17 protein-coding genes are annotated in these 19,277 nt (G+C 59.5%); 2 read left to right on the top strand and 15 right to left on the bottom strand.

Annotated features, from left to right (window positions below; genetic code table 11):
- Positions 1-232: 232 nt before the first annotated feature.
- Positions 233-856 carry a J domain-containing protein gene (locus FH08_RS0122075; protein ID WP_031360441.1) on the bottom strand — a complete coding sequence of 208 codons (624 nt, stop codon included), beginning with the start codon at positions 854-856 and terminating at the stop codon, positions 233-235.
- 182 nt (positions 857-1,038) lie between these two features.
- Between FH08_RS0122075 and FH08_RS0122070 the strand changes: the two genes are divergently transcribed.
- Together FH08_RS0122070 and FH08_RS54020 are read left to right on the top strand one after the other, a co-directional pair.
- The gene (locus FH08_RS0122070) at positions 1,039-1,512 is read left to right on the top strand and encodes a DUF2934 domain-containing protein (protein WP_031360440.1); all 474 of its coding nucleotides are present in this window, start codon (positions 1,039-1,041) and stop codon (positions 1,510-1,512) included.
- 709 nt (positions 1,513-2,221) lie between these two features.
- A complete protein-coding gene (locus FH08_RS54020) occupies positions 2,222-3,028 on the top strand; it encodes an H-NS histone family protein (RefSeq protein ID WP_268810832.1) in 807 nt (268 codons plus the stop codon).
- A gap of 341 nt (positions 3,029-3,369) precedes the next feature.
- Here FH08_RS54020 and FH08_RS52975 read toward each other — a convergent pair whose 3' ends face one another.
- From FH08_RS52975 to FH08_RS0121990, 14 genes are all read right to left on the bottom strand, one after another.
- Positions 3,370-3,720: a hypothetical protein gene (locus FH08_RS52975; RefSeq protein ID WP_031360438.1), complete on the bottom strand. Its 351-nt coding sequence runs from the start codon at positions 3,718-3,720 to the stop codon at positions 3,370-3,372.
- Positions 3,721-4,037: 317 nt separating this feature from the next.
- Complete coding sequence (locus FH08_RS48545) at positions 4,038-4,322, bottom strand: hypothetical protein (protein WP_035566899.1); 285 nt, start codon at positions 4,320-4,322, stop codon at positions 4,038-4,040.
- Between the two features lie 107 nt (positions 4,323-4,429).
- On the bottom strand, positions 4,430-5,491 hold the full coding sequence (locus FH08_RS0122045; RefSeq protein ID WP_031360436.1) for a DMT family transporter: 1,062 nt from the start codon (positions 5,489-5,491) through the stop codon (positions 4,430-4,432).
- A gap of 241 nt (positions 5,492-5,732) precedes the next feature.
- Positions 5,733-6,095 (bottom strand): copper-binding protein, encoded by a 363-nt coding sequence (locus FH08_RS0122040; protein WP_031360435.1) that lies wholly within the window; start codon positions 6,093-6,095, stop codon positions 5,733-5,735.
- Positions 6,092-9,322: an efflux RND transporter permease subunit gene (locus FH08_RS0122035; RefSeq protein ID WP_031360434.1), complete on the bottom strand. Its 3,231-nt coding sequence runs from the start codon at positions 9,320-9,322 to the stop codon at positions 6,092-6,094. The genes FH08_RS0122040 and FH08_RS0122035 overlap by 4 nt, the downstream gene beginning before the upstream one ends.
- Positions 9,319-10,803, bottom strand: coding sequence for an efflux RND transporter periplasmic adaptor subunit (locus FH08_RS0122030; RefSeq protein ID WP_031360433.1), 1,485 nt, complete (start codon positions 10,801-10,803; stop codon positions 9,319-9,321). The genes FH08_RS0122035 and FH08_RS0122030 overlap by 4 nt, the downstream gene beginning before the upstream one ends.
- 13 nt (positions 10,804-10,816) lie before the next feature.
- Positions 10,817-12,112 (bottom strand): TolC family protein, encoded by a 1,296-nt coding sequence (locus FH08_RS0122025; RefSeq protein WP_031360432.1) that lies wholly within the window; start codon positions 12,110-12,112, stop codon positions 10,817-10,819.
- Positions 12,113-12,205: 93 nt separating this feature from the next.
- Positions 12,206-12,478 (bottom strand): hypothetical protein, encoded by a 273-nt coding sequence (locus FH08_RS0122020; RefSeq protein ID WP_235210453.1) that lies wholly within the window; start codon positions 12,476-12,478, stop codon positions 12,206-12,208.
- A gap of 190 nt (positions 12,479-12,668) precedes the next feature.
- Complete coding sequence (locus FH08_RS0122015) at positions 12,669-13,565, bottom strand: hypothetical protein (RefSeq protein ID WP_235210451.1); 897 nt, start codon at positions 13,563-13,565, stop codon at positions 12,669-12,671.
- A 434-nt stretch (positions 13,566-13,999) separates the two neighbouring features.
- Positions 14,000-15,589: a vWA domain-containing protein gene (locus FH08_RS0122010; protein WP_031360429.1), complete on the bottom strand. Its 1,590-nt coding sequence runs from the start codon at positions 15,587-15,589 to the stop codon at positions 14,000-14,002.
- Positions 15,579-16,616 (bottom strand): vWA domain-containing protein, encoded by a 1,038-nt coding sequence (locus tag FH08_RS0122005; RefSeq protein WP_031360428.1) that lies wholly within the window; start codon positions 16,614-16,616, stop codon positions 15,579-15,581. Before FH08_RS0122005 ends, FH08_RS0122010 begins: the two co-directional genes overlap by 11 nt.
- Positions 16,603-17,118 (bottom strand): DUF4381 domain-containing protein, encoded by a 516-nt coding sequence (locus FH08_RS0122000; RefSeq protein WP_031360427.1) that lies wholly within the window; start codon positions 17,116-17,118, stop codon positions 16,603-16,605. Before FH08_RS0122000 ends, FH08_RS0122005 begins: the two co-directional genes overlap by 14 nt.
- On the bottom strand, positions 17,115-18,077 hold the full coding sequence (locus tag FH08_RS0121995) for a DUF58 domain-containing protein (protein WP_031360426.1): 963 nt from the start codon (positions 18,075-18,077) through the stop codon (positions 17,115-17,117). Before FH08_RS0121995 ends, FH08_RS0122000 begins: the two co-directional genes overlap by 4 nt.
- A 79-nt stretch (positions 18,078-18,156) precedes the next feature.
- Positions 18,157-19,122 (bottom strand): AAA family ATPase, encoded by a 966-nt coding sequence (locus tag FH08_RS0121990; RefSeq protein ID WP_200878777.1) that lies wholly within the window; start codon positions 19,120-19,122, stop codon positions 18,157-18,159.
- Between the last annotated feature and the right edge of the window lie 155 nt (positions 19,123-19,277).

Genomic DNA, 19,277 nt, shown 5'->3' with positions numbered 1-19,277 from the left:
TTAGGGCGCTCCCGCTCGTCTGGCTCCTTCGACACAGGCGGGCGACATAGGGACGATCGCGCCCCGAGACCTGGCTGCCCAGCGTCCGGCCGCGTGAAAACGCACAACCGAGCCATGAGCTGACCGGATGTATATCAACACGGCATCGCTAAAGCTTGCGGTGAATTTTGGGGGCCTTGGGGGCTCTGATTCAGACTCTGTAGCAAGACTGCGACCCGCCGCGCGCAAGCGATCACGAGCGCAGCACATTCCAGAACGGCATCCAGATATCGGAAAACGAACGCACGCGATCCGCGGATGCCGGGTTCTCTTCTTGCTGCTTGGCGTGCGTATCGTGGGCGTCGTGCGTGTCGAGAGCGGCCTCTTCTGGTTTTGGAGATTCAGGCTCGGCCTCGGTCTCGGCTTGTCTGGACGCATGCAGCGCAAGGGCGCTATCGGCGATACGGCACGCAAGGTCGTCGCCGCAATCGTGGGCTAGCAGCACGCCGCGGACGACATCGCGGTTATAGCCCTGCATCGCGAAGCGCATAGCGAGCGCGACTCGGGCAGCGTATTCCGCTTCTTGCGCGGCGCGCATCGCTGCCTCGCGTTCAGCCTGCTCCCGTTCCTCACGCCGCCGCTCTGCTTCCTGCCGATTCATTTCTTCAGCAAAAACGGAGTCGTAGACCTGCCTTTGCGCAGGATCGGACAAAATTGCGTAAGCATTTCGAACGTCGAGAAATGCGGCGCGTGCAGCATGCTCCTGACCGACATTGCGATCCGGATGCCACCGCATGACCGCCTTCCGGTAAGCCCGCTTTATCTCTTCGGCCGTCGCATTTTCGGGGACGGACAATGTGTCATACAAGGTTGTCATAGCAAACCCTCAAACTATCCGCGAGACATGCTAGCACGGGAAAAAAGACATTTTTATAGCGTGGCAAGATCTAAGCACGCGCTGCGCCCTTGACCAACGGGCTCAACTCGGCCGCCGCCCGTTCACAAGCGGAGCGACGCTCCTGTAACATGAACGCTTGAATACCCGAAATGGTTAATGGAATGCACAACAAATCTTTGGAAGAAAAGCTTCGGATTGAGGCATACCATCTATGGGAAGCGGATGGCCGTCCCGAAGGACGGTCTGCGGAGTATTGGGAGAAAGCGCGCGTCTTGCTAGAACAAAAGCTTGCCACTGTCATCCCGCCCCATGAAGCAAACGATGCGGACGAGTTCGCCAAGCAACCGCCAAAGAAAACGGTCAAGGCGAAGTCTAAAGCAACGCCTGCAGATGAAGGCAGCGTCAAGGCACCGAAGGCCAAGTCCTCCAAGGCTGACGCGAAGACCGACGCAAAGGTTGCGCGCAAGACGGCGACTAAGACCGAAGCCAAACCCAAGACGACAGACACCGGCATAGCGCCGAAAAAAACCAAGACCGCGGCCAAGCCTAAAGCAATCGCTGAGGCTGCGGAGAAACCGACTAAGAAACCAGCGGTCAAAGCCGCAGCAAAGGTTTCGAAGAACGCCAAGAAGTAGCCCAGAGAAGCCGAGTTTTTTCGCTTGGGGAAACGGGTCTCGGGTGAAATCCCGAGCTGGTTTTCTATCGCCGGATAGTGCATCGGCGAGTCATGTTTCTGTTCGTGTTTTTATGGAGCACGTATGCGAAGATTTCTCGCGGTCGTGTTGTTGACCGCCGCAGCGAGCGCCGCCGTACCCACGGCGGCTGAAGCCCGGCCCCGGCAGGAATGCCGGCGCGTCTGGGTCCATGGTCATTACGTGCGGCGCTGCCGTCCGTTGCCACCGCCGAGACACCACCATCATCGGCCGCCGCCGCGGCATCGGCCGCCGCCTCATCGGTATTAGAGATCGCCAGCGAGCGTCCCCAAGACGCTCGTGCAAGACGCATCGTTAACGGCTTGCCGGTCGTAAAGATCCATGTCGTTGCTCGATACCTCTCCGATCAAGGCTCCTCGATATCTCTCAGCACGTTCGGCTCGTCCCTCGCGCAATCATGGGAGCCGGGCGTTCTCCCCTCCCTATCCGCTAAGTCGTAGTCCGAGCGTTTCACAAACTTGTATCGATATCCTGTGCATTTACTTCCGTGCCTGACCGATGCCGGAATCGTGCGGCTGAATAACGCAGTGGAGAGCCGCAAAGCCCCGGGCTTCTTCCAACTTTAACTCGCCGCAAGCGGATGAATCTAACCCCTGGCGTTCATCGTGCAAGGCTCAAAAGGTTGGTCTTTTTGTCAGAGATTGAAACAAACTGTATTAAGAGATGCGTACCTTTATTACCCAGCTCTATTACCCGCTTCCGAAATCACAAAGCACATGGCATAGTGCGGGCAATCACTCTTAAGGAAACCATAATGCCGACTCTGGAACAGATTCAAGCCAAGCTGAAAAAGCTGCAGGCGCAAGCAGAAGCAATGATCGCTAAGCGCGCGCAATCGGTACTCGACGACATCCGCAAGCTGATGGAAACGCATGGACTGAGCACCGCTGATATTGACGCGCATTCATCCACGAAGAAGCCGCGCGGCCGGCCTGCAGGCAAAACATCCAAGCCTGGCGTCAAAGCAAAGGCAAAAGCAAAAGCAGCGGCAAAGCCAAAGCTGCCCGCCAAGTATCGCAATCCCAAGACCGGTGACACGTGGAGTGGCTGGGCTCGACCGCCGCTTTGGATCAAAGACGTCAAGGACCGGACGAAATTCCTGATCGATGGTCACAGCGAGAGCCATGCCGTTGCAACAAGCGCGACAAGACCTGCAAGCAAGAAGGCAGCGAAGAAGGTGACGGCGAAAAAAGCGACCGTCAAAACGCTAAGCGCGAAGGCGCCGGCAAAGAAAGCTACTGCCAAGAAAGCGTCGGCCAAGAGCGCGACCGCGGCGAATGTCCCTGCGGAGAAAGCAGCCGCCAAGAAAGCACCCGTGAAACGCGCCTACGTTAAGAAGACTTCCGCTGCGAAGAAATCCGCAACCGTCGCTGGCACGACGACGCCTGCGGCTAATCAGGATTCCGCATCGGCCGTAGCGCTTACGTCTGCGATTTAACGACAAGCCATAGCGCCCCTCATTGGTGACTGAGGGGCTCGCTAAGCTTGGGCGTAAAGTGAATTTGAATTGATCTGCGGCCACTTTCTCGCAGGCGCGACAACTTGGAACAAGTCGAACAAGAGCTGGGAAATTTGACCGGACTCACGCGATCAGCAGAAAAGCTTTACCGGAGTCCGCAGTACATAACTCTCCGTGTATCGTTCGCTCGGCTCATCGCACTTTGGCACCTGCACTTGGCGTCATCACGCAACTTCGCCGGACGTTCGGTTACTGACAAACGATCCGGCGAATCCGATGCTTAAGGCGCTATCTGATCAGGCTAGCTAAGACGTGAGGCCCTAGCCGCGGCCACCACCGTGTCCGCCGCCGCTATGCCCACCACCACCGCCCTGCCACTGTCCGCCACCACCACCGTGCCCCCAGCCGCCGCCATGGCCGCCACCGTGGAAGCCGCCGTACCCGTGGTTCCAGCCATGGTTGTAGTAGTGGCCGCCGTACCAACCACCGCCGCCACCGACGTAGATGCCACCGCCGTAGACAGCCGGATAGCCCGAGTAGTAAGGCCCCGAATAATTGGTTGCGTAGGGATCGCCGTATCCGTATCCGTCGTACCCATAACCGTAACCCGGCGCGACGACACAGCCGCCCAGACACGCAACAAGTGCGAATAATGCAATTGGTTTAAGCATGCGATTGTCTCCAAGCTTCTTAAGTAGGAGCCGAATAACCTTGCTTAGTTCCAAGCGCAATTGTGTCTCTGAATTACAGCGTGAAGCGCGTGGCGCCAGGACGTATGGTCGGCTACATCTGCGCGCAGGAAATGCTGACATCCCTTGAAAATTTTCGCAGCGTCCTGCATCGGGTCAACGCCATCGATGCAAACAGAGGCAACACCGCCCGGTCCTGAATCGCGATACCGATGCAGTAAGGCGAGCAGCGACGACCTCACGCCGAGGACAACCGGGGACTAATCCCGGCGTCCGGCGCTCGCTGGCATGACATTGCCCTACTGCACGTTCTTTGCAGCCACCTTGGAGCCGTTGGACGACATCGCGCCCATGTCGGCACTGTTCCCCATCCCCGGGTTTTGCATATTGCCCGGGATAGGACTTGTTGGCCCGGAAACCGGATCACCCCAGTGCGTCATGCCAGCCGTCGCAGCGCTATGCGCATTGCCGCCGCCTGAGCCACCGTTCCCGTTGCCGCCGCCCTGTGCAGATGCCGCCGCCGAACCGCACAGGAACGCCACCGACACGCCCACCAACATCGCTTTCCGCATTGCCTTGTTCATGGTGTTTCTCCAATAGCCGCGAGTGCTGGATTGCGCCGCGTCAAGGCTATATACGGCGCTGGCGCGACGCTGGATGCAACGCATGCCTAATCGACGAAATGCGCCGCTCAATGAATGTGTCGATGATGAATATCCGGGAAATGTCCATGGGTGTGCGTCATCGGCATATGGTGATGCGGATGGGTGTGCGGCTCCTCCCCATCCCATTTGAAGTCGTGCGTATGTTGATGATGTTCGTCGTGGCGATGCCGGTGATTGTGGTCCATCAACACGTGCGTATGCGCATGCTCGTGACGCTCGCGAATATGCAGCCACACGCCGAGCACCATCAACGCGGCGGCCACCCAAAACAGCGGGCCGGGTATATCCGGCCACAGTATCAGCGAGAGTGTCACGCCGAATAACGGCGCGACTGAAAAGTACGCACCGGTGCGCGCAGTGCCGAGGTTGCGCAACGCAACAACAAATAAAACCAGACTGACGCCGTATCCGGCCAGACCGGTGAGCATGGCCGCCCCCGTCTTCACCAACCCGGGAAGATGCGCGCCGAGCACAAGGGCAATGCACAGATTCACCGATCCGGCGATCAACCCCTTCAGGCAGGCAATGACCATGGCGTCATTCGTCGATACCTTGCGCGTGAGGTTGTTATCGATCGCCCAGCACGCACACGCGGCGGCGACCAGCAGCGCGCCGGCGGATACACCGGCCGCGCCCGGCTGCCATGAGAGCGCCACGCCGCCGGCGACTATTGCCACCATGCCGAGAAAAATCTGCGCATCCACATTCTCACGAAACACGACCCACGCGATCACTGCCGTGAATACACCTTCGAGATTCAGCAATAGCGAACTCGTCGCGGCTGGCGTGGTGCTCAGGCCGAACATCAGCAGCACCGGGCCCGCAATACCGCCGGCGGCAATTGCGCCGAGCAACCAGGGCACTTCGGCGAATTGAATCCGGCTTTCGTTGGCGCGCTCATTTTTGGACTGCCTGACGCGCTGGAAGCCGATCGCTAAGGCGAGGCCAACGCCGCTGCCTAAATAGAACAAGCCTGCGACCATGAACGGCGACATCGTGCCAAGAAGGGTCTTGGCAAGCGGGGTCGTCGCACCAAAGAGCGCCGCCGCGAGAAGCGCCGTGAACGCAGCGTTGTAGCGTACAGACATGGATGTTCCTGACTCTGGGTTTAACTACGATTCTAAAGAAGATTTTGGAACTCTGTCCTCGCGCGGTGAGGCCGCGCCACCGGGATTTTGTGCACGTGCAAAACCGTCAGATCTTTGTGTCATTTTGCCAGTTGTGATCGACAGGCCGCGCTTAACCAGCGCAGCCTGCCGACAACATCACAAGCCGCAACCGCGCGCTTGCGGCCGGCGAGAACCGATTGCGCGCGGCAACGTACTCAGCTTATTGTTTTTGCATTGTCACGATAGTCATCGTGCCGCCCACGTTCTCAACGCGCACTTTCACTTTGTCTCCTTCGTGAGCCTGCTTGAGCATCGCGGCATCCCGGGCTTTGAACGCCATGGTCATCGGCGGCATACCGACGTTTTCCAGCGCACCGTGTTTGAGCGTCACCATGCCGGACGCTGGATCGATCTTCCTGATTTCTGCGTCGGTCAAAACCGATTTCGACGATGCCGCCGCCGGACTCATTGCGCCGGGACTCATCTTCATTCCGGCCATATCGTCGGCGGCTGCGGATTGCTGAACAGCGAATACAGAGAGCGCGGCACCCATTGCAAGCGCGATACAAGTCAGTTTAGTCATTTCATTTCTCCAGTGTGAATAGAACGAACATGCGAAGGAACATGCGAAGGCACGTGCGTGCCGGGAGGACCATCGAATTCGCTACGCGCTTGCACTGCGCGCCGCACTTGGCGACGCTTGAGCAACAACCACGCAGCGGGGATAACGAACATGGACAAGAGCGGCGCGGTGACCATGCCGCCGACCATCGGAGCCGCAATGCGCTGCATCACCTCCGACCCCGCGCCGTGGCCGAGCATGATCGGGATGAGACCCGCCAGGACCACGGCTACGGTCATTGCTTTCGGCCGCACGCGCAGTACGGCGCCTTCGCGGATGGCGTCGAAGAGCAGCGCCTCGGTTAGTACAGCCCCGGCGTCAAGCCGATGCTCAAGCGCGCGTTTCAGATACAACAACATCACCACGCCGAACTCCGCCGCCACACCAGCCAATGCGATGAATCCAACCGCGGTTGCCACCGACACCGCGTGACCCAGCGCCCATATCAGCCAGAACCCGCCGACCAGAGCGAACGGAACCGTCGACATCAGCAGCAACGCATCAGCGGCCGAATTAAAGGTCAGGAACAGCAGCACGAAGATGATCACGAGCGTGACGGGGATCACGGTACGCAGCGTCGCCGATGCACGTTCCAGATACTCGAACTGACCTGACCACGCGATCGAATAACCCGCTGGAAGAACCACTTTCTCCGTGACGACCCGCTGCATTGCTGTCACCGCCGACTGCAGGTCCGTGTCGCGGATATCGGCGTACACATAGCCCGCAAGCCGCGCGTTCTCGCTGCGAATCATCGGAGGTCCATCGGCGATCTTCAGCGCAGCGACATCGCCGAGCATGATCTGCGCGCCCCGCTCCGTGACAACCGGCAGGCGCCGCAGATTCTCGAGCGAGTCGCGAACGTCGCGCGGATACCGGACATTGATGGGAAAGCGCTGACGCCCATCAATGACTTCGCCCACGTTCTCCCCGCCCACCGCCGATGAAACAACTGACTGGATATCCGCAATAGCGAGTCCGTACCTCGCAGCTTTCAGGCGATCGATATCGACATCGATATAACGCCCACCATTCAAGCGCTCCGCGAGCGCGGAAGAGACACCCGGGACTGTCTTGACCACGGCTTCCACTTGCGTTGCTATGGAGTCGATCACGCCAAGGTCGCCGCCCGAAATCTTCACGCCCACCGGGGTCTTGATGCCGGTCGACAGCATGTCAAGACGGTTGCGTATCGGTGGCACCCACACGTTCGACAAGCCCGGCACCTTCACCCTCCGGTCCAGTTCATCGACCAGCTTCTCCGGCGTCATGCCGGGCCGCCACTGACTGCGCGGCTTGAACTGGATGGTGGTCTCGAACATCTCCAGCGGTGCGGGGTCGGTCGCCGTATCAGCTCTCCCGGATTTGCCGAATACAGTCGCGACTTCAGGCACCGTCTTGATCAGCCGGTCGGTCTGCTGCAATAGCTCCGACGCTTTCTCCGCCGAGATACCGGGCAGCGCGGTCGGCATGTAGAGAAGATCGCCTTCATCAAGCGGCGGCAAAAATTCGCCGCCTAGTCGCGACAATGGAATCAACGTAAGCACAAGCGCAATGACCGCAATGCCAATTGCAGCCCACGGCCGGCGCAGCGTTGCTTCAAGCAATGGCCGATACAAACGGATCAGCACGCGGTTGATCGGATTGGCGTTCTCGTTCGGAATGCGGCCCCTGATGAAATAGCCCATCAGCACCGGCACCAGCGTGACGGACAACAGCGCAGCCGCTGCGATCGTGTAGCTCTTGGTGAACGCCAGCGGTGAGAACAACTTCCCCTCCTGGCCCTCAAGCGAGAACACGGGGATGAACGACATCGTGATGATAAGCAGCGAGAAGAACAGCGCCGGCCCGACCTCTGCCGCCGATGTCGCGATGAGTTCCCACCGCTGGGATGCGGTGATCGGTTGATCCGGATGCACGTGGTCAAAAGCTTCCAGATGCTTGTGTGCGTTTTCGATCATCACAATAGCGGCGTCGATCATTGCGCCGATCGCAATCGCAATGCCGCCGAGCGACATCAGGTTCGCGTTGACACCCTGATAGCGCATCACAATAAATGCTGCGAGCACACCCAGCGGCAACGACAGGATGGCGACAAAAGCGCTTCGCAGATGGAACAAAAACAGCGCACAGACCAGGCCGACGATGACAAACTCCTCAATCAGTTTGTCTCGCAGATTGCTCACAGCGCGTTCGATCAGCTTCGATCTGTCGTAGGTCGTGACGATCTCGACACCGGGCGGCAGCGACTTCTTCAGCGTATCGAGTTTCGCTTTCACGGCCTCGATGGTCGTGAGCGCATTCTTGCCGGAGCGCATCACGATCACGCCGCCGGCGACCTCGCCCTCACCGTTCAGCTCGGCAATGCCGCGCCGCATTTCGGGTCCGATCTGGATGCGTGCAACGTCGCCGAGCAACACGGGTGTCCCTGCGTCGTTGGTGCGCAAGACGACGTTACGGAAGTCATCGAGTGAATGCAGATACCCCGACGACCGCACCATGTAGTCGGACTCCGCCAGCTCGACCACAGACCCGCCCGACTCCTGGTTCGCCTTCTTCAGTGCATCCGTCACGGTCGTTTGCGTAATGCCATAGGCGCGAAGCTTGTCCGGATCGAGCACGACCTGATACTGCCGCACCATTCCTCCGATAGACGCTACCTCCGACACATCGGGAACGGCCTTCAGTTCGAACTTGAGGAACCAGTCGTTCAGCGCACGAAGCTGACCAAGATCGTGCTTGCCGGTGCGATCGACGAGCGCATATTCATAGACCCAGCCAACGCCGGTTGCATCGGGTCCGAGGGAAACGCTTGCGCCCTGAGGCAGCCTGCTCTGCACCTGATTCAGGTATTCGAGCACGCGTGAACGTGCCCAATATTGATCGGTCTTGTCGTCGAAGAGGACGTAGACAAATGCATCGCCGAACGAGGAGTAGGCGCGAATCGTTTTCGCGCCCGGCACGCCGAGAAGCGTTGTCGTCAACGGATACGTCACCTGATCTTCAACCACCTGCGGCGCTTTGCCTGGATACGATGCCTTGATGATGACCTGCGTATCCGATAGATCGGGAAGCGCATCGAGCGGTGTTTGAGTCAGCGAATAAACACCCCAGCCCGTGATCAGGACGGTCGCAAGCAGGACCAGGAAACGGTTCTGGATAGACCAGCGAATGAGTCGCGCGATCATTTACCACCTCCCATTGGTTCGACCTTCGTCAGTTCGTATCCATCGTCGGATTGCTTGAACGCGAAGTGCACTGTTTCGCCGGTTTTTACGTCGGGGAATGCGGTTGCGGAAGGCTTGTTGAATGCCATGGTCATCGCGCCCCAGCCTAAGGCCGGCACAGGCTGATGTGAGAAGGTGATGTCGTGGCTGGTCACCGCTTCGACCTTGCCCGTCGTCTGGTAGGTCTGAGCCGCAGCAGCCGTATTGCTCGCCGAGCCAGCAGCCTCAAGCCTTGGAAGGACAGACTTGAGACTCGCTTCAGAATCGATCAGGAACTGACCCGACGCGACCACCTGTTCCCCTTCGCTTAAACCGCTCAGCACTTCGGTATCGCTTCCCGAGTCGTTGCCGGTCGTCACGCTAACGGGCTGAAGGCGGCCATCTGCTTGCTTCACAATCACGATCGAGCGCTTGCCGGTCGTGATCACCGCCTCGGACGGTACGACCAGCCTCGACGCCGTCGTCGCCCCGCCTATACGCGCGCGCATGAGCATGCCGGGAGTGAGCGCTAGATCCTTGTTATCGATGGCAAGGCGCGCTTGCAAGGTACGGCTGCCGGTACTGATCCCCGGCAGGACTTCGCGAATGTGTCCGGTGAAATGCTGCGTGGTATCTCCTGCAAACACGGCATCGACGCTCATGCCTGCCTTGACTTGCAACGCCAGCGCTTCGGGCACATCGATCACGAGCCATAACGTGCTCAAGCCCGCGACCTTGGCGAGCGTCTGGCCGGGCGCGACCATCGCGCCATCGCGGACATTCAGTTCAGTGACCACGCCGGCCGCCGGCGCTGGCAACGTGACGTGCGTCTGCACACGGCCAGTGCGATCAAGGTTGGCCACGACCGCATCCGGTATCGACAAAGCGCGCATGCGTTCGCGCGATGCCGCGAGCATGGCGTCGTCCATGCCGCTTCGCTTGAGCGCCAGGTATTCCTCTTGAGGCGCCAGCCAGTCCGGTACAAACAGCGACGCAATCGGAGCGCCTTTGGACACACGTTGCATCGGCGCATTCGCATACAAGCGGTCGATGTAACCCGTCACGCGCGACTGAACCACATCGGCCAGCGACTCATCGAACTGCGTTGTACCGACGGCCTCGAAGCCGGACGCTACATCGACTCGACGTGCAGTGGCGTATCTAATGCCGAGGTTCTGCTGAAGACCCGGGTCGATCTTCACGCCGCTCGACGCGCCCTCATCCGCGAATACGGGTTCCAGTTGCATGTTCATGAAGGGCGACTTGCCGGGTTTATCGAAGTGCTGGTTCGGCATCATGGGATCGTGCCAATAGAGCACTTTGCGGCCGGGCTCTTTTTCACTGGCTGACGAGGTTGCCGTTGTGGTCAACGTTGTATTGGCATGCCATGTTCCGGCCACATACCCCGAGGCAAGCAACGCCACTGCCGCAATGACAGCGAGCGTCATAAGTTTCTTGTTCATCGTGTTCTCACTGTCAGTAGGTCATGGAAGGCGGCACGACCTGGTACTCGAGTTGAGCCCAGGTGAGCGATACGTCGCGCTGGAGATCGAGCACTTGCAGGCGTGCGTCGAGCACGGCGCGCCGGGCAGCGAAGGTATCGGCTAGCGACCCGATGCCGGCTCTATAAGCCGCTGTCGATAGCTGCAAGCGCTGGTCTGCTGCAGGCAACAGCGATGCGTTCAGGTTGGCGATACGCTCGCGCCCACTGGCGAGCGTGGACGAGAGGTTGCGGATATCGGCATCGACTTGACGCTGCGCGTCTTCGTACATCAAGCGCGCCTTCGTGCCCAACTCGGCCTTCTCGGCGGTATCGCGATCTTGCCGATCCCTCCTGTTCAGCGGGATGGGAATGCTGACGCCGACCGACACCATGTTCGAGTACTGGCCACCCCGTTGCTGGTACGCGACCTCCCAGGTCCAGTTCGGGCTGCGATTGCTATGGGCGACGGCAGTGTCGGCGTCAGCGACCCCTATCTCCGACGACGCATTGATCAGCGCAGGCTCGACACGCTGAAGCTCTTCAGGCGGCAGCGATGCAACCACCGACTCCGGCGCAGGCGGCTCGCCGGAGACATCGGGGACGGGTGCGGCCGTCCATCGAGACAAGCCAATGAGCGCCGTCTGAAGCGATTGCTGCGCCTTGAGCAACTGGTCCCGGGTCTGCGCGAGCATGAGCTGCGCCTGGGTCACATCGGTAGCACTGGCTTTGGCGCCGCGATAAGACGCTTGCGTCGCCGATAGCTCGTGCGCCATGTGATCCGCCAGCTCCTGCTGCAGCGAGAGCGCTTTTTTCGCGTATGCCGCGTTGAGCCACGCGGTTGCCGTCTGCTCGCGCACGTTGACTAGCTGAGCGAGATAACCCGAACGTTCGCGGTCGACTTCCTGATTAGCCAGCTCAGTGCGCAGACGGCGCTTTTCCGGCGACACCCATTCCTGTTCGATGCCGATGCGCCGCATCGTCATGAAATCCTGGCCGATGGTGAATCGCTGCGACCCGTTGATGGGCAGGTTATCCACGCCAGCTTTGAGCGTTGGGTCGGGTAACTGGCCGGCTCGAACAGCGGCCTGCGAGCTTGCGCGAACGGACGATTGCGCCGCCTGCATGGAGGCTGAACGATCAGTCGCCGATAACAGCGCAGCGTCCAGCGTCAAGGCGCTTTCCTGCGCCTTAACCGCTGCGCCGCCGCTAAGAAGGAATAAAAATAAGGCTAGCGCGGGCGCACGCGCGCATCCACGCCGGAATACCGGCGCGGTAATAGATGAATGCATTTCTCAACCCCAAACGGTCGAATCCCATAGGGAATCACGTCCTGGATGCAGGACGACCTCGCCGCTAAAGCGGCGAACTGGTGACGAAGGGAGTTAGAGCGCGCGAGGAGGTTTCCACAGGCCGTCAGGCTCGCGGACAAACAGCGACTGGGTATAGTGAAAGAACATCGGCCGATAAGCGCCGGCACTGCGGACAATGGCCGGAGCCGACACGGGAATGCTCATGCAGCCGATCTGACACTGCACGGTCATCTTGCATGGCGTGTCTTTCGACTTGCTGTCCTGACCGGCTAGCGTTGCCATCGATTCGCAGTCGGGCATGGCCGCGGACATCATGCTGCCCGAGTCGTGGGTCATGGACTGCATCGGACATTGTCCGGCCGAACCGCTAGCTGCCAGCCCCGTTAAGGGCAGCATCGCGCAAAGCCACAAGACGAACAAGGTACGCAGGATTTTCACGACGGCAAGTATAGCTCAGCGCTCGATTGCAGATAAAGCCCTAAGTTAAGGGGTTATTCTTAGCTTAGCGAACCACAGCCACGTTAAGCGCAAAACTTTAATACTGGTTAAGCGGCGGAAGCGGTGACTGCGTATTGCGCTTTTTACGCGCACGCGTGGCCGCCCTGCGCAGCGCTCGTTCCACTTTGTTCCAGTCGAGGTTAGCGTCGGGGCTATCCGAGTAATGTGTCGCGACTGTGTCTGCTAACTCCCTAAGCTCAGGGTCGGCGGAAGAATCGAGGCCGTCTATTCGTGCCGGATGCTTGAAATCGGGGCTCTTGTCCATCCAGCGATACAGCGCCGGAATAACACGCGGCAAAGGCCCGTTGCGCGCAGCGGCATGGAAAACCCGCCACGCCGGCGCTTCTCCTTCGGCGTAGCGGTTCCGTGCAGAGACCCAAACGCGCTTAGCCTGCTTGCAGCGAGACGCCAGCCTGGGATAGGCCCAGATCATTGCTAACAGGAAAGCCAAACTCAGGACAGCAATCAGCGCTCGTGACCGGTCGATAACAATGATCCGATGTGCACCGCCTTTAGACAATGCATCGAGAGGAATATCAAAGAGCGGCTTTTCCTTGGCAGTCGCCGCCGAAAAACTCACGGCCGACACCACGATTTTTTCTCGTCTTTGTGTCGCCGTGTTCCACCATTCAATGGTCACCGGCGGAAGTTTGAATCTCCCGCTGCGGTTGATCACGTAAGTCACGGTGTCCGTGCGTTCGCCCGCGACCAATCCCGCCCGATCCTGCATGATGTTCTTTGTCCCGGACGGTTTTGGGTAGCGCTTAAGCCCGTCAACATCGCCGAAGTTAACGGGGGGAATCAACATCGACTCGGTTCCCGCTGCCGTTTGAGTAATGGTGCGAGTCAGCGCGCCGCCCACTTTAAGATCATTGGGCGACGGCTCGATCGTCTGCTTTGCGCTGAGCTTTTGCGTCGGAAAGAAAACGCTCATGCCTTCCGCTCCGGCGGGAACCGTAGCAACGAGTCTTAGCGCCGGTGTCGTTAAGGTAGCCGAGGAATTCGTTCCGCCCGGGTACATCGTAATTGCAAACGAAGGGATCTCGAACGCTCCGGCTGTCTGAGGGACGACCCGATACGCCCTGCTCACGCCGTACCAACTCACGCCGTTAATGACTTCATGCAGATTCTCGGCTTGCTCGTCCGGCAGATTGACGATTGCATTCGGCACCGTATATAGCGGCCAGTTCGGCGCCTCGGTGAACCACGTTGTCGTCAGGCAATCCACAATGAGTTTGACTTCGGTTCCCGCCACGACCGTCCCAGACGGCTCGATATGCGCGCGCACCAATAGCTGCGGTGCACCTTGCGCCAAGGCTGAGCCTGACATCAGCCACATGAAGATCAAAAGAACGAACGCGAATATTTTCATGGCGCACCCGCACTATTTTCGTCCGACTCCTGCTCGAATCGTCGATGTAAGAATGCAGCCGGCGATGTGCTCAGGTTGCGCATCCATACGTCCTCGGAAGGCTCCATAATGATCGTGCTCTGTTCCACCTTACCCTTCTTTTTTTCTATTTTCACCTCGTCCGACTCTTCATCCTCTTCGTCCTTTTGAGGTTCCTGCTTAGGCTGCGCGATGAGTTTCTTCATCAGATCCCGGTTGATCGCTGCTGCGCGCAATCCGGGTTGAAGCGCTAGTGCATTGTCGAATGCCTTGATAGCCGACGGGTAGTCTTCAAGATGCGCCAGCGTGTTGCCCATGTAGAAATAAGCCTGAGCAGTCTTTAGCCGCGAGAACGCTTCCAGCGCACCTGCGTAGTTGCCCGCGAGATACAACGAGCGGCCTTTCCAAAGCGGGTCATCGAAACGTTGCGCCGCTGCGTTGAAGTCACCGCGTTCGAACTCCCAGCGACCTTGCTGATCGTGTGTGGCAAACAGATCCACCCAGTTCCATGAAGCCGCTTGCGCCTCGCGAGGCGTCGCGCTTGCGACCAGCGAGATCAACACGACAGGCAGCCATTTCACGGTCCAGCCCTTGCGGAAACCCCAGAGCGCGAGCATCAGCAACAGCATCACCAGCCAGTAGCCCGTCTCCTTCCAGCGAGGCGCGCGTTTCGATTCATCCACCTCAGCCAGCCAATTTTGCGCACGACGTTGAACCCACGCGACGTCATCGTCGTCTGCGCGCACGCTGGCAAGCGGAATGCCAGCGTCATGCGCTACTTTGCGTATGCCATCGGCGTCGAACGTACCCATCAGCGGATGGCCCTCTGCATCCATCGCGATGGTTCCGTTCGGGCCGAGAATGGCGCCACCGTTCTCCGTGCCAACAGCAAGCCACAGCAGTTGATGATGAGATTGTTTTGCCTTCTGTACGAATGCATCCGTCTGGTTCTGGTCGAACCCGTCGCTGATAAAAACGATGGTCCCGGCCACCGGGTCTTTCTCCAACAGCTGCTCGGCAATGTCGAGGCCTGCGTTCGCATTCTTGCCGTCATGCGGCATCAGCGATGGCGCCAGTGCCGGCAAGTACAACTGAAGCATGGCCGCGTCCTCGGTTGGCGGCACGACGAGATGCCCCGTTGAAGCAAACACCACGAGCCCGGTTCGCGCCCCCTTGCGCGCGGCCGCCAGATCCAGCACCTTTTGTTTGGCACGCTCGAGACGCGTAGGCGCGACATCGGTGGCGTCCATCGAATGGGCGAGTTCAAGGACAATCACAAGCGGCGCCTTGTCCTGATTGAACGGCGGGCGTTCCTGCTGCCAGGTTGGTCCGGCAACAGCAATCGCTCCGATGCCGATAAGAAGTGCCAGCGTATGGACCGGTTGAATGCGCCGTCGTGCGGTATCGCCGACTATCAGATGTTCGAGCAGCAAAGGGTCGATGATGTTGCGCCAGCGAGCCCGCACACTATTGCGCCGAAACCAGAATACGGGCAACAGCACAGCCGGGACGAGCAACCATAACCAGTGAGGCCGCAGAAAATGAAATGCGGTCAGGTCAATTTCCATGGCCCACTCCCTGGATCTCCATGGACTTTGACTCTTGTTTTCGCGGTGCACGAAGCACGGCGATTAGCAACGCAAGGCAGTGATACAGCGTCAGGATCGACAGCGCAATGGCAAGCGGTATCCAGAAAAAATCACGTTGCGGACGATAGATTTCGCGCTTCACTTTCTCGGGCGTCATCTTGTCGAGCGTCGTGTAAACATCTGCGAGTTCCTGCGGGTTGCCCAACGCATGGAACGAGCGCCCGCCCGTTATATCGGAGATGTGCTGCAACGCGTCCAGGTCGACCTTGTCTTCACCCGTTGCACTCGGGTCGCCGATACCGACCGTGTGAATCACCAGCTTGTTGTTCTTCGCGATGTCTGCGGCACGATCGGGTGGGATGGCGCTGGCCGTGTCATTGCCATCGGTCAACAGTATCAACACCTTCTCCTGAGCCGGCGAATTCTCCATCAGCTTCACGGTCAGGCCGATGGCATCGCCTATCGCCGTACGCGGACCGGCCATGCCGATCTGCATCTGGTTCAGCAGCAAAAGCACGCTGTCGTGATCCAGCGTCAGAGGCGCTTGCGGATATGCCGCCTCGCCAAACACCACCACCCCAATTCGGTCCCCTTTGCGCTTCGCCACGAAGTGCCTGACCACCTGTTTGACCGCAGTCAGCCGATCCATGCGCTCGCCGGTTTTCGGATTCACGAAGTCACGCGTGCTCATCGATTGAGACAGGTCGATCGCCAGCATGAGGTCGCGAGCCGGTTCGTCGCGAGTGACAGGTGGCTCGACGAACACAGGTTTTGCAGAGGCGGTCACGAGCAAGATCCACAGCACCGGCATCATCAAACGCTGCAGTACGTTGCGGCGCAAACGGACGCCGCCGGGCGCCGGCTGCTCGCCCGCCGCTTGCGCCATTTCGTGGAAAAACGGCATGCGGATCGCCGAGGTCGTTGCGCGCCATGCAGGCACCAGCCACCACACGAAGGCGGGCAAGGGCAGCAGCAAAAACATCCACGGGAAGTCAAATTTCCACATGATGGCGCTGGATCCAGTCGCGCGTGACGCTCACCAGGGTCTCGACTTCGAGCGGTGTTATCGAGGCGATTTGTTCAGCGGGCGCGTAGCTCACGAGCGTCAGGAGCGCGCCGCTGCGTTCATCGAATCGTCCTCGTGTGCGCTTGAGAAACGCAAGCCATTCATCGCCGGACAGCGCCGCGACGCGTTCGCGCGGAGCGGCAGCAAGCGAGGTGCGTTTGATGAGCGACGGGATAGCGGCAAGCGCCGCCTTTCGACATTGCGCATCGTTCAAGGCCACCTCGATTTCCACCAACTCCGCCAGTGCCACTCGCCGGTAACGCTCCCTTTTATATCGACGCCAACCGATCCAGCCGGCCCAGACCACCGCCACGAACAGCAAGACCGCAACCGCCGCCCAGCCGATGGTTTGCGGCGCCCACGACACCGGCTCGGGCAGCGGCAACTCCTGCAGCGGCTTGAGCGCCGACGGTGTATCGGCGGGTGTAAGCGAGGTGATCATAGGCCGCTGCCGGTGGTCGGCCTGACGCGCTCACCGAACAGACGTCGAACCTGATCCACTGTGGGTTCATCCGTCGATAACGCCATCAACGGCACACCGCTCGATCGCAACAGGTCGGCCACTTCTGCGGTGCGGCCTTTGAACATGCTCGAAAGTGGCACCCGCACCTTCTCCTGCTCAATGCGCAGTTCCACCTGAAGACGGCCTTCGCTGACCACCAGCGCACGATGCTCGGGCATGCGCTGCCAGAGCGGATCGAAGACCATTGCCGCAATGACGTCGTTGTGCTTCGATAGCTGGCGCAACAGCTTGCGAGTGCGTTCGCTCGCGCCCGCAAAATCGCTGACGATACAGATAAGGTAGTCGTGTCCTGCGAGCTGAAGCACGCCTTGAAGCGCGGTGTCGATCTGGCCGTAGTTCGTTCTGGATTCGCTCTCGGCATGTAACGCTCTGTTCATCCCCGCCAGCGCACCGAACAACACCTTGATCCGGCTGCGGCTGCGCAATGGCTTTACTCGGACGACGTGGTCGTCATCGAAGATCACGCCGCCCACGCGATCGCCCGCGGCGAATCCCATCCATACCGCGAGCGCCGCTGCCTCCGCCGCCACCACCGACTTGAACGCACGGCTCGACCCGAAAAACATGCTCATGCGTTGATCGACAACCACAAGAAGCGGCCGGTCGCGCTCTTCCGTGTAAGCACGAATCTGCGGCTTGCCGAGGCGCAAGGAAACCTTCCAGTCGATGTGACGGATATCGTCGCCGGGAAGGTAGCCACGAATCTCTTCGAAGTTAAGGCCACGGCCGCGCAAGCGCGACGCATGGTTGCCCGACAAGATGCTGGATACCGGCGCAGGCGCGACGAAGCTCAACCCGCGCGCACGAAATTCGAGCTTCGCGAGATGCGCCGCGTCGACATACACGCGGCCAATAGCAGCTTCGGATGCCACGACCATTGATCGTCCTCTTGGCGTTGAGCGCGTGCATGAGCGCCATTCGCGCGCTAAGCCGCTAAGCCGCTAAGTCGCTAAGTCGCTAAGCCGGCACGGCAACTTTCTCTATCAGGCGGTCGATCACCTGGTCCGCGCTGATGTTGTCCGCGTTGGCATCGTATGAAAGTATCAGCCGATGCCGAAGCACGGGATGGATAACCGCTCGCACGTCGTCGGGCGTCACGAAACTGCGGTCCTGTAGCCACGCCTGCACGCGGCTTGCACGGTCAAGCCCGATCGCGCCACGCGGACTCGCACCAATCTCGATCCACTTGCCGAGGTCCGCGTCGAGTTCGCCGCCGTGCCGCGTTGCATTGACCAGCGAGACGATGTATTCGTCGATAGCAGGCGCCACCACGATCTGCCGCACAGCCTGACGCACCGCAAAAATGACATCCTGGGAAAGGGCATCGGTTACTTGGGGCGCATCGTTGCTTTCACGTCTTAGCAGTCGCAACATTTCGCGCTCGCTTTCCGGCGACGGGTAGGTGATCAGGACCTTGAAAAGAAACCGGTCCATTTGCGCTTCGGGCAATGGATACGTCCCTTCCTGTTCGATCGGATTTTGCGTGGCCATCACCAGGAACAAATCCGGCATCTTGTGCTTTTTTCCGGCGACGGAAATCTGGCGCTCTTCCATTGCTTCGAGCAAAGCTGACTGAACCTTGGCGGGTGCGCGATTGATCTCGTCCGCGAGAATCAGGTTGCCGAAAATGGGGCCCGGCTGAAATGTCAGCGTTCGTTCCGTTCCCGATTGGAGCAGCGTCTCTGCACCCGTGATGTCGGAAGGCAGCAGGTCAGGCGTGAACTGGATTCGGCTCATGGTTGCCGCCAGCCGCGTCGCAATGGCTTTGACGGTGCGTGTCTTGGCCAGCCCCGGCAGGCTTTCGAGCAGCACATGACCGTCCGCCAGAAGCGCGATCAGCACCTGCCGGACGACGGCCTCCTGCCCGACTATTGCTTCATCCACGCTGGCTTCGAAGCGCAGGATAGTTTCGCGCATGGCTATCGATCCGTTAATCGTTTCATTATTGGATACCCGGGCACTAACGCTATTTCACTGAGACCTTCGCGCAGACGTTAAAGCACGCCACGCCGTTCGTCAAAGATTCAGTACCTCTTAAAAAATCATGAGCAAGTCGTATAAAAGTTGTTGCCTGCTTT

Source organism: Caballeronia sordidicola, from assembly GCF_000729995.1.
Lineage (GTDB): Bacteria > Pseudomonadota > Gammaproteobacteria > Burkholderiales > Burkholderiaceae > Caballeronia > Caballeronia sordidicola_A.
This window is presented reverse-complemented; position numbering and strand designations above follow the sequence as displayed.

Bases quoted from the DNA above. Each gene is read 5' to 3' on its own strand.
- FH08_RS0122010 (WP_031360429.1), bottom strand. From the start codon at position 15,589: ATGGAAATTGACCTGACCGCATTTCATTTTCTGCGGCCTCACTGGTTA.
- FH08_RS0122040 (WP_031360435.1), bottom strand. From the start codon at position 6,095: ATGACTAAACTGACTTGTATCGCGCTTGCAATGGGTGCCGCGCTCTCT.
- FH08_RS0122075 (WP_031360441.1), bottom strand. From the start codon at position 856: ATGACAACCTTGTATGACACATTGTCCGTCCCCGAAAATGCGACGGCC.
- FH08_RS0122005 (WP_031360428.1), bottom strand. From the start codon at position 16,616: ATGTGGAAATTTGACTTCCCGTGGATGTTTTTGCTGCTGCCCTTGCCC.
- FH08_RS0122030 (WP_031360433.1), bottom strand. From the start codon at position 10,803: ATGAACAAGAAACTTATGACGCTCGCTGTCATTGCGGCAGTGGCGTTG.
- FH08_RS0121995 (WP_031360426.1), bottom strand. From the start codon at position 18,077: ATGGTCGTGGCATCCGAAGCTGCTATTGGCCGCGTGTATGTCGACGCG.
- FH08_RS52975 (WP_031360438.1), bottom strand. From the start codon at position 3,720: ATGCTTAAACCAATTGCATTATTCGCACTTGTTGCGTGTCTGGGCGGC.
- FH08_RS0122035 (WP_031360434.1), bottom strand. From the start codon at position 9,322: ATGATCGCGCGACTCATTCGCTGGTCTATCCAGAACCGTTTCCTGGTC.
- FH08_RS0122000 (WP_031360427.1), bottom strand. From the start codon at position 17,118: ATGATCACCTCGCTTACACCCGCCGATACACCGTCGGCGCTCAAGCCG.
- FH08_RS0122070 (WP_031360440.1), top strand. From the start codon at position 1,039: ATGCACAACAAATCTTTGGAAGAAAAGCTTCGGATTGAGGCATACCAT.
- FH08_RS48545 (WP_035566899.1), bottom strand. From the start codon at position 4,322: ATGAACAAGGCAATGCGGAAAGCGATGTTGGTGGGCGTGTCGGTGGCG.
- FH08_RS0122045 (WP_031360436.1), bottom strand. From the start codon at position 5,491: ATGTCTGTACGCTACAACGCTGCGTTCACGGCGCTTCTCGCGGCGGCG.
- FH08_RS0122025 (WP_031360432.1), bottom strand. From the start codon at position 12,112: ATGCATTCATCTATTACCGCGCCGGTATTCCGGCGTGGATGCGCGCGT.
- FH08_RS0122015 (WP_235210451.1), bottom strand. From the start codon at position 13,565: ATGAGCGTTTTCTTTCCGACGCAAAAGCTCAGCGCAAAGCAGACGATC.
- FH08_RS0122020 (WP_235210453.1), bottom strand. From the start codon at position 12,478: ATGCAGTCCATGACCCACGACTCGGGCAGCATGATGTCCGCGGCCATG.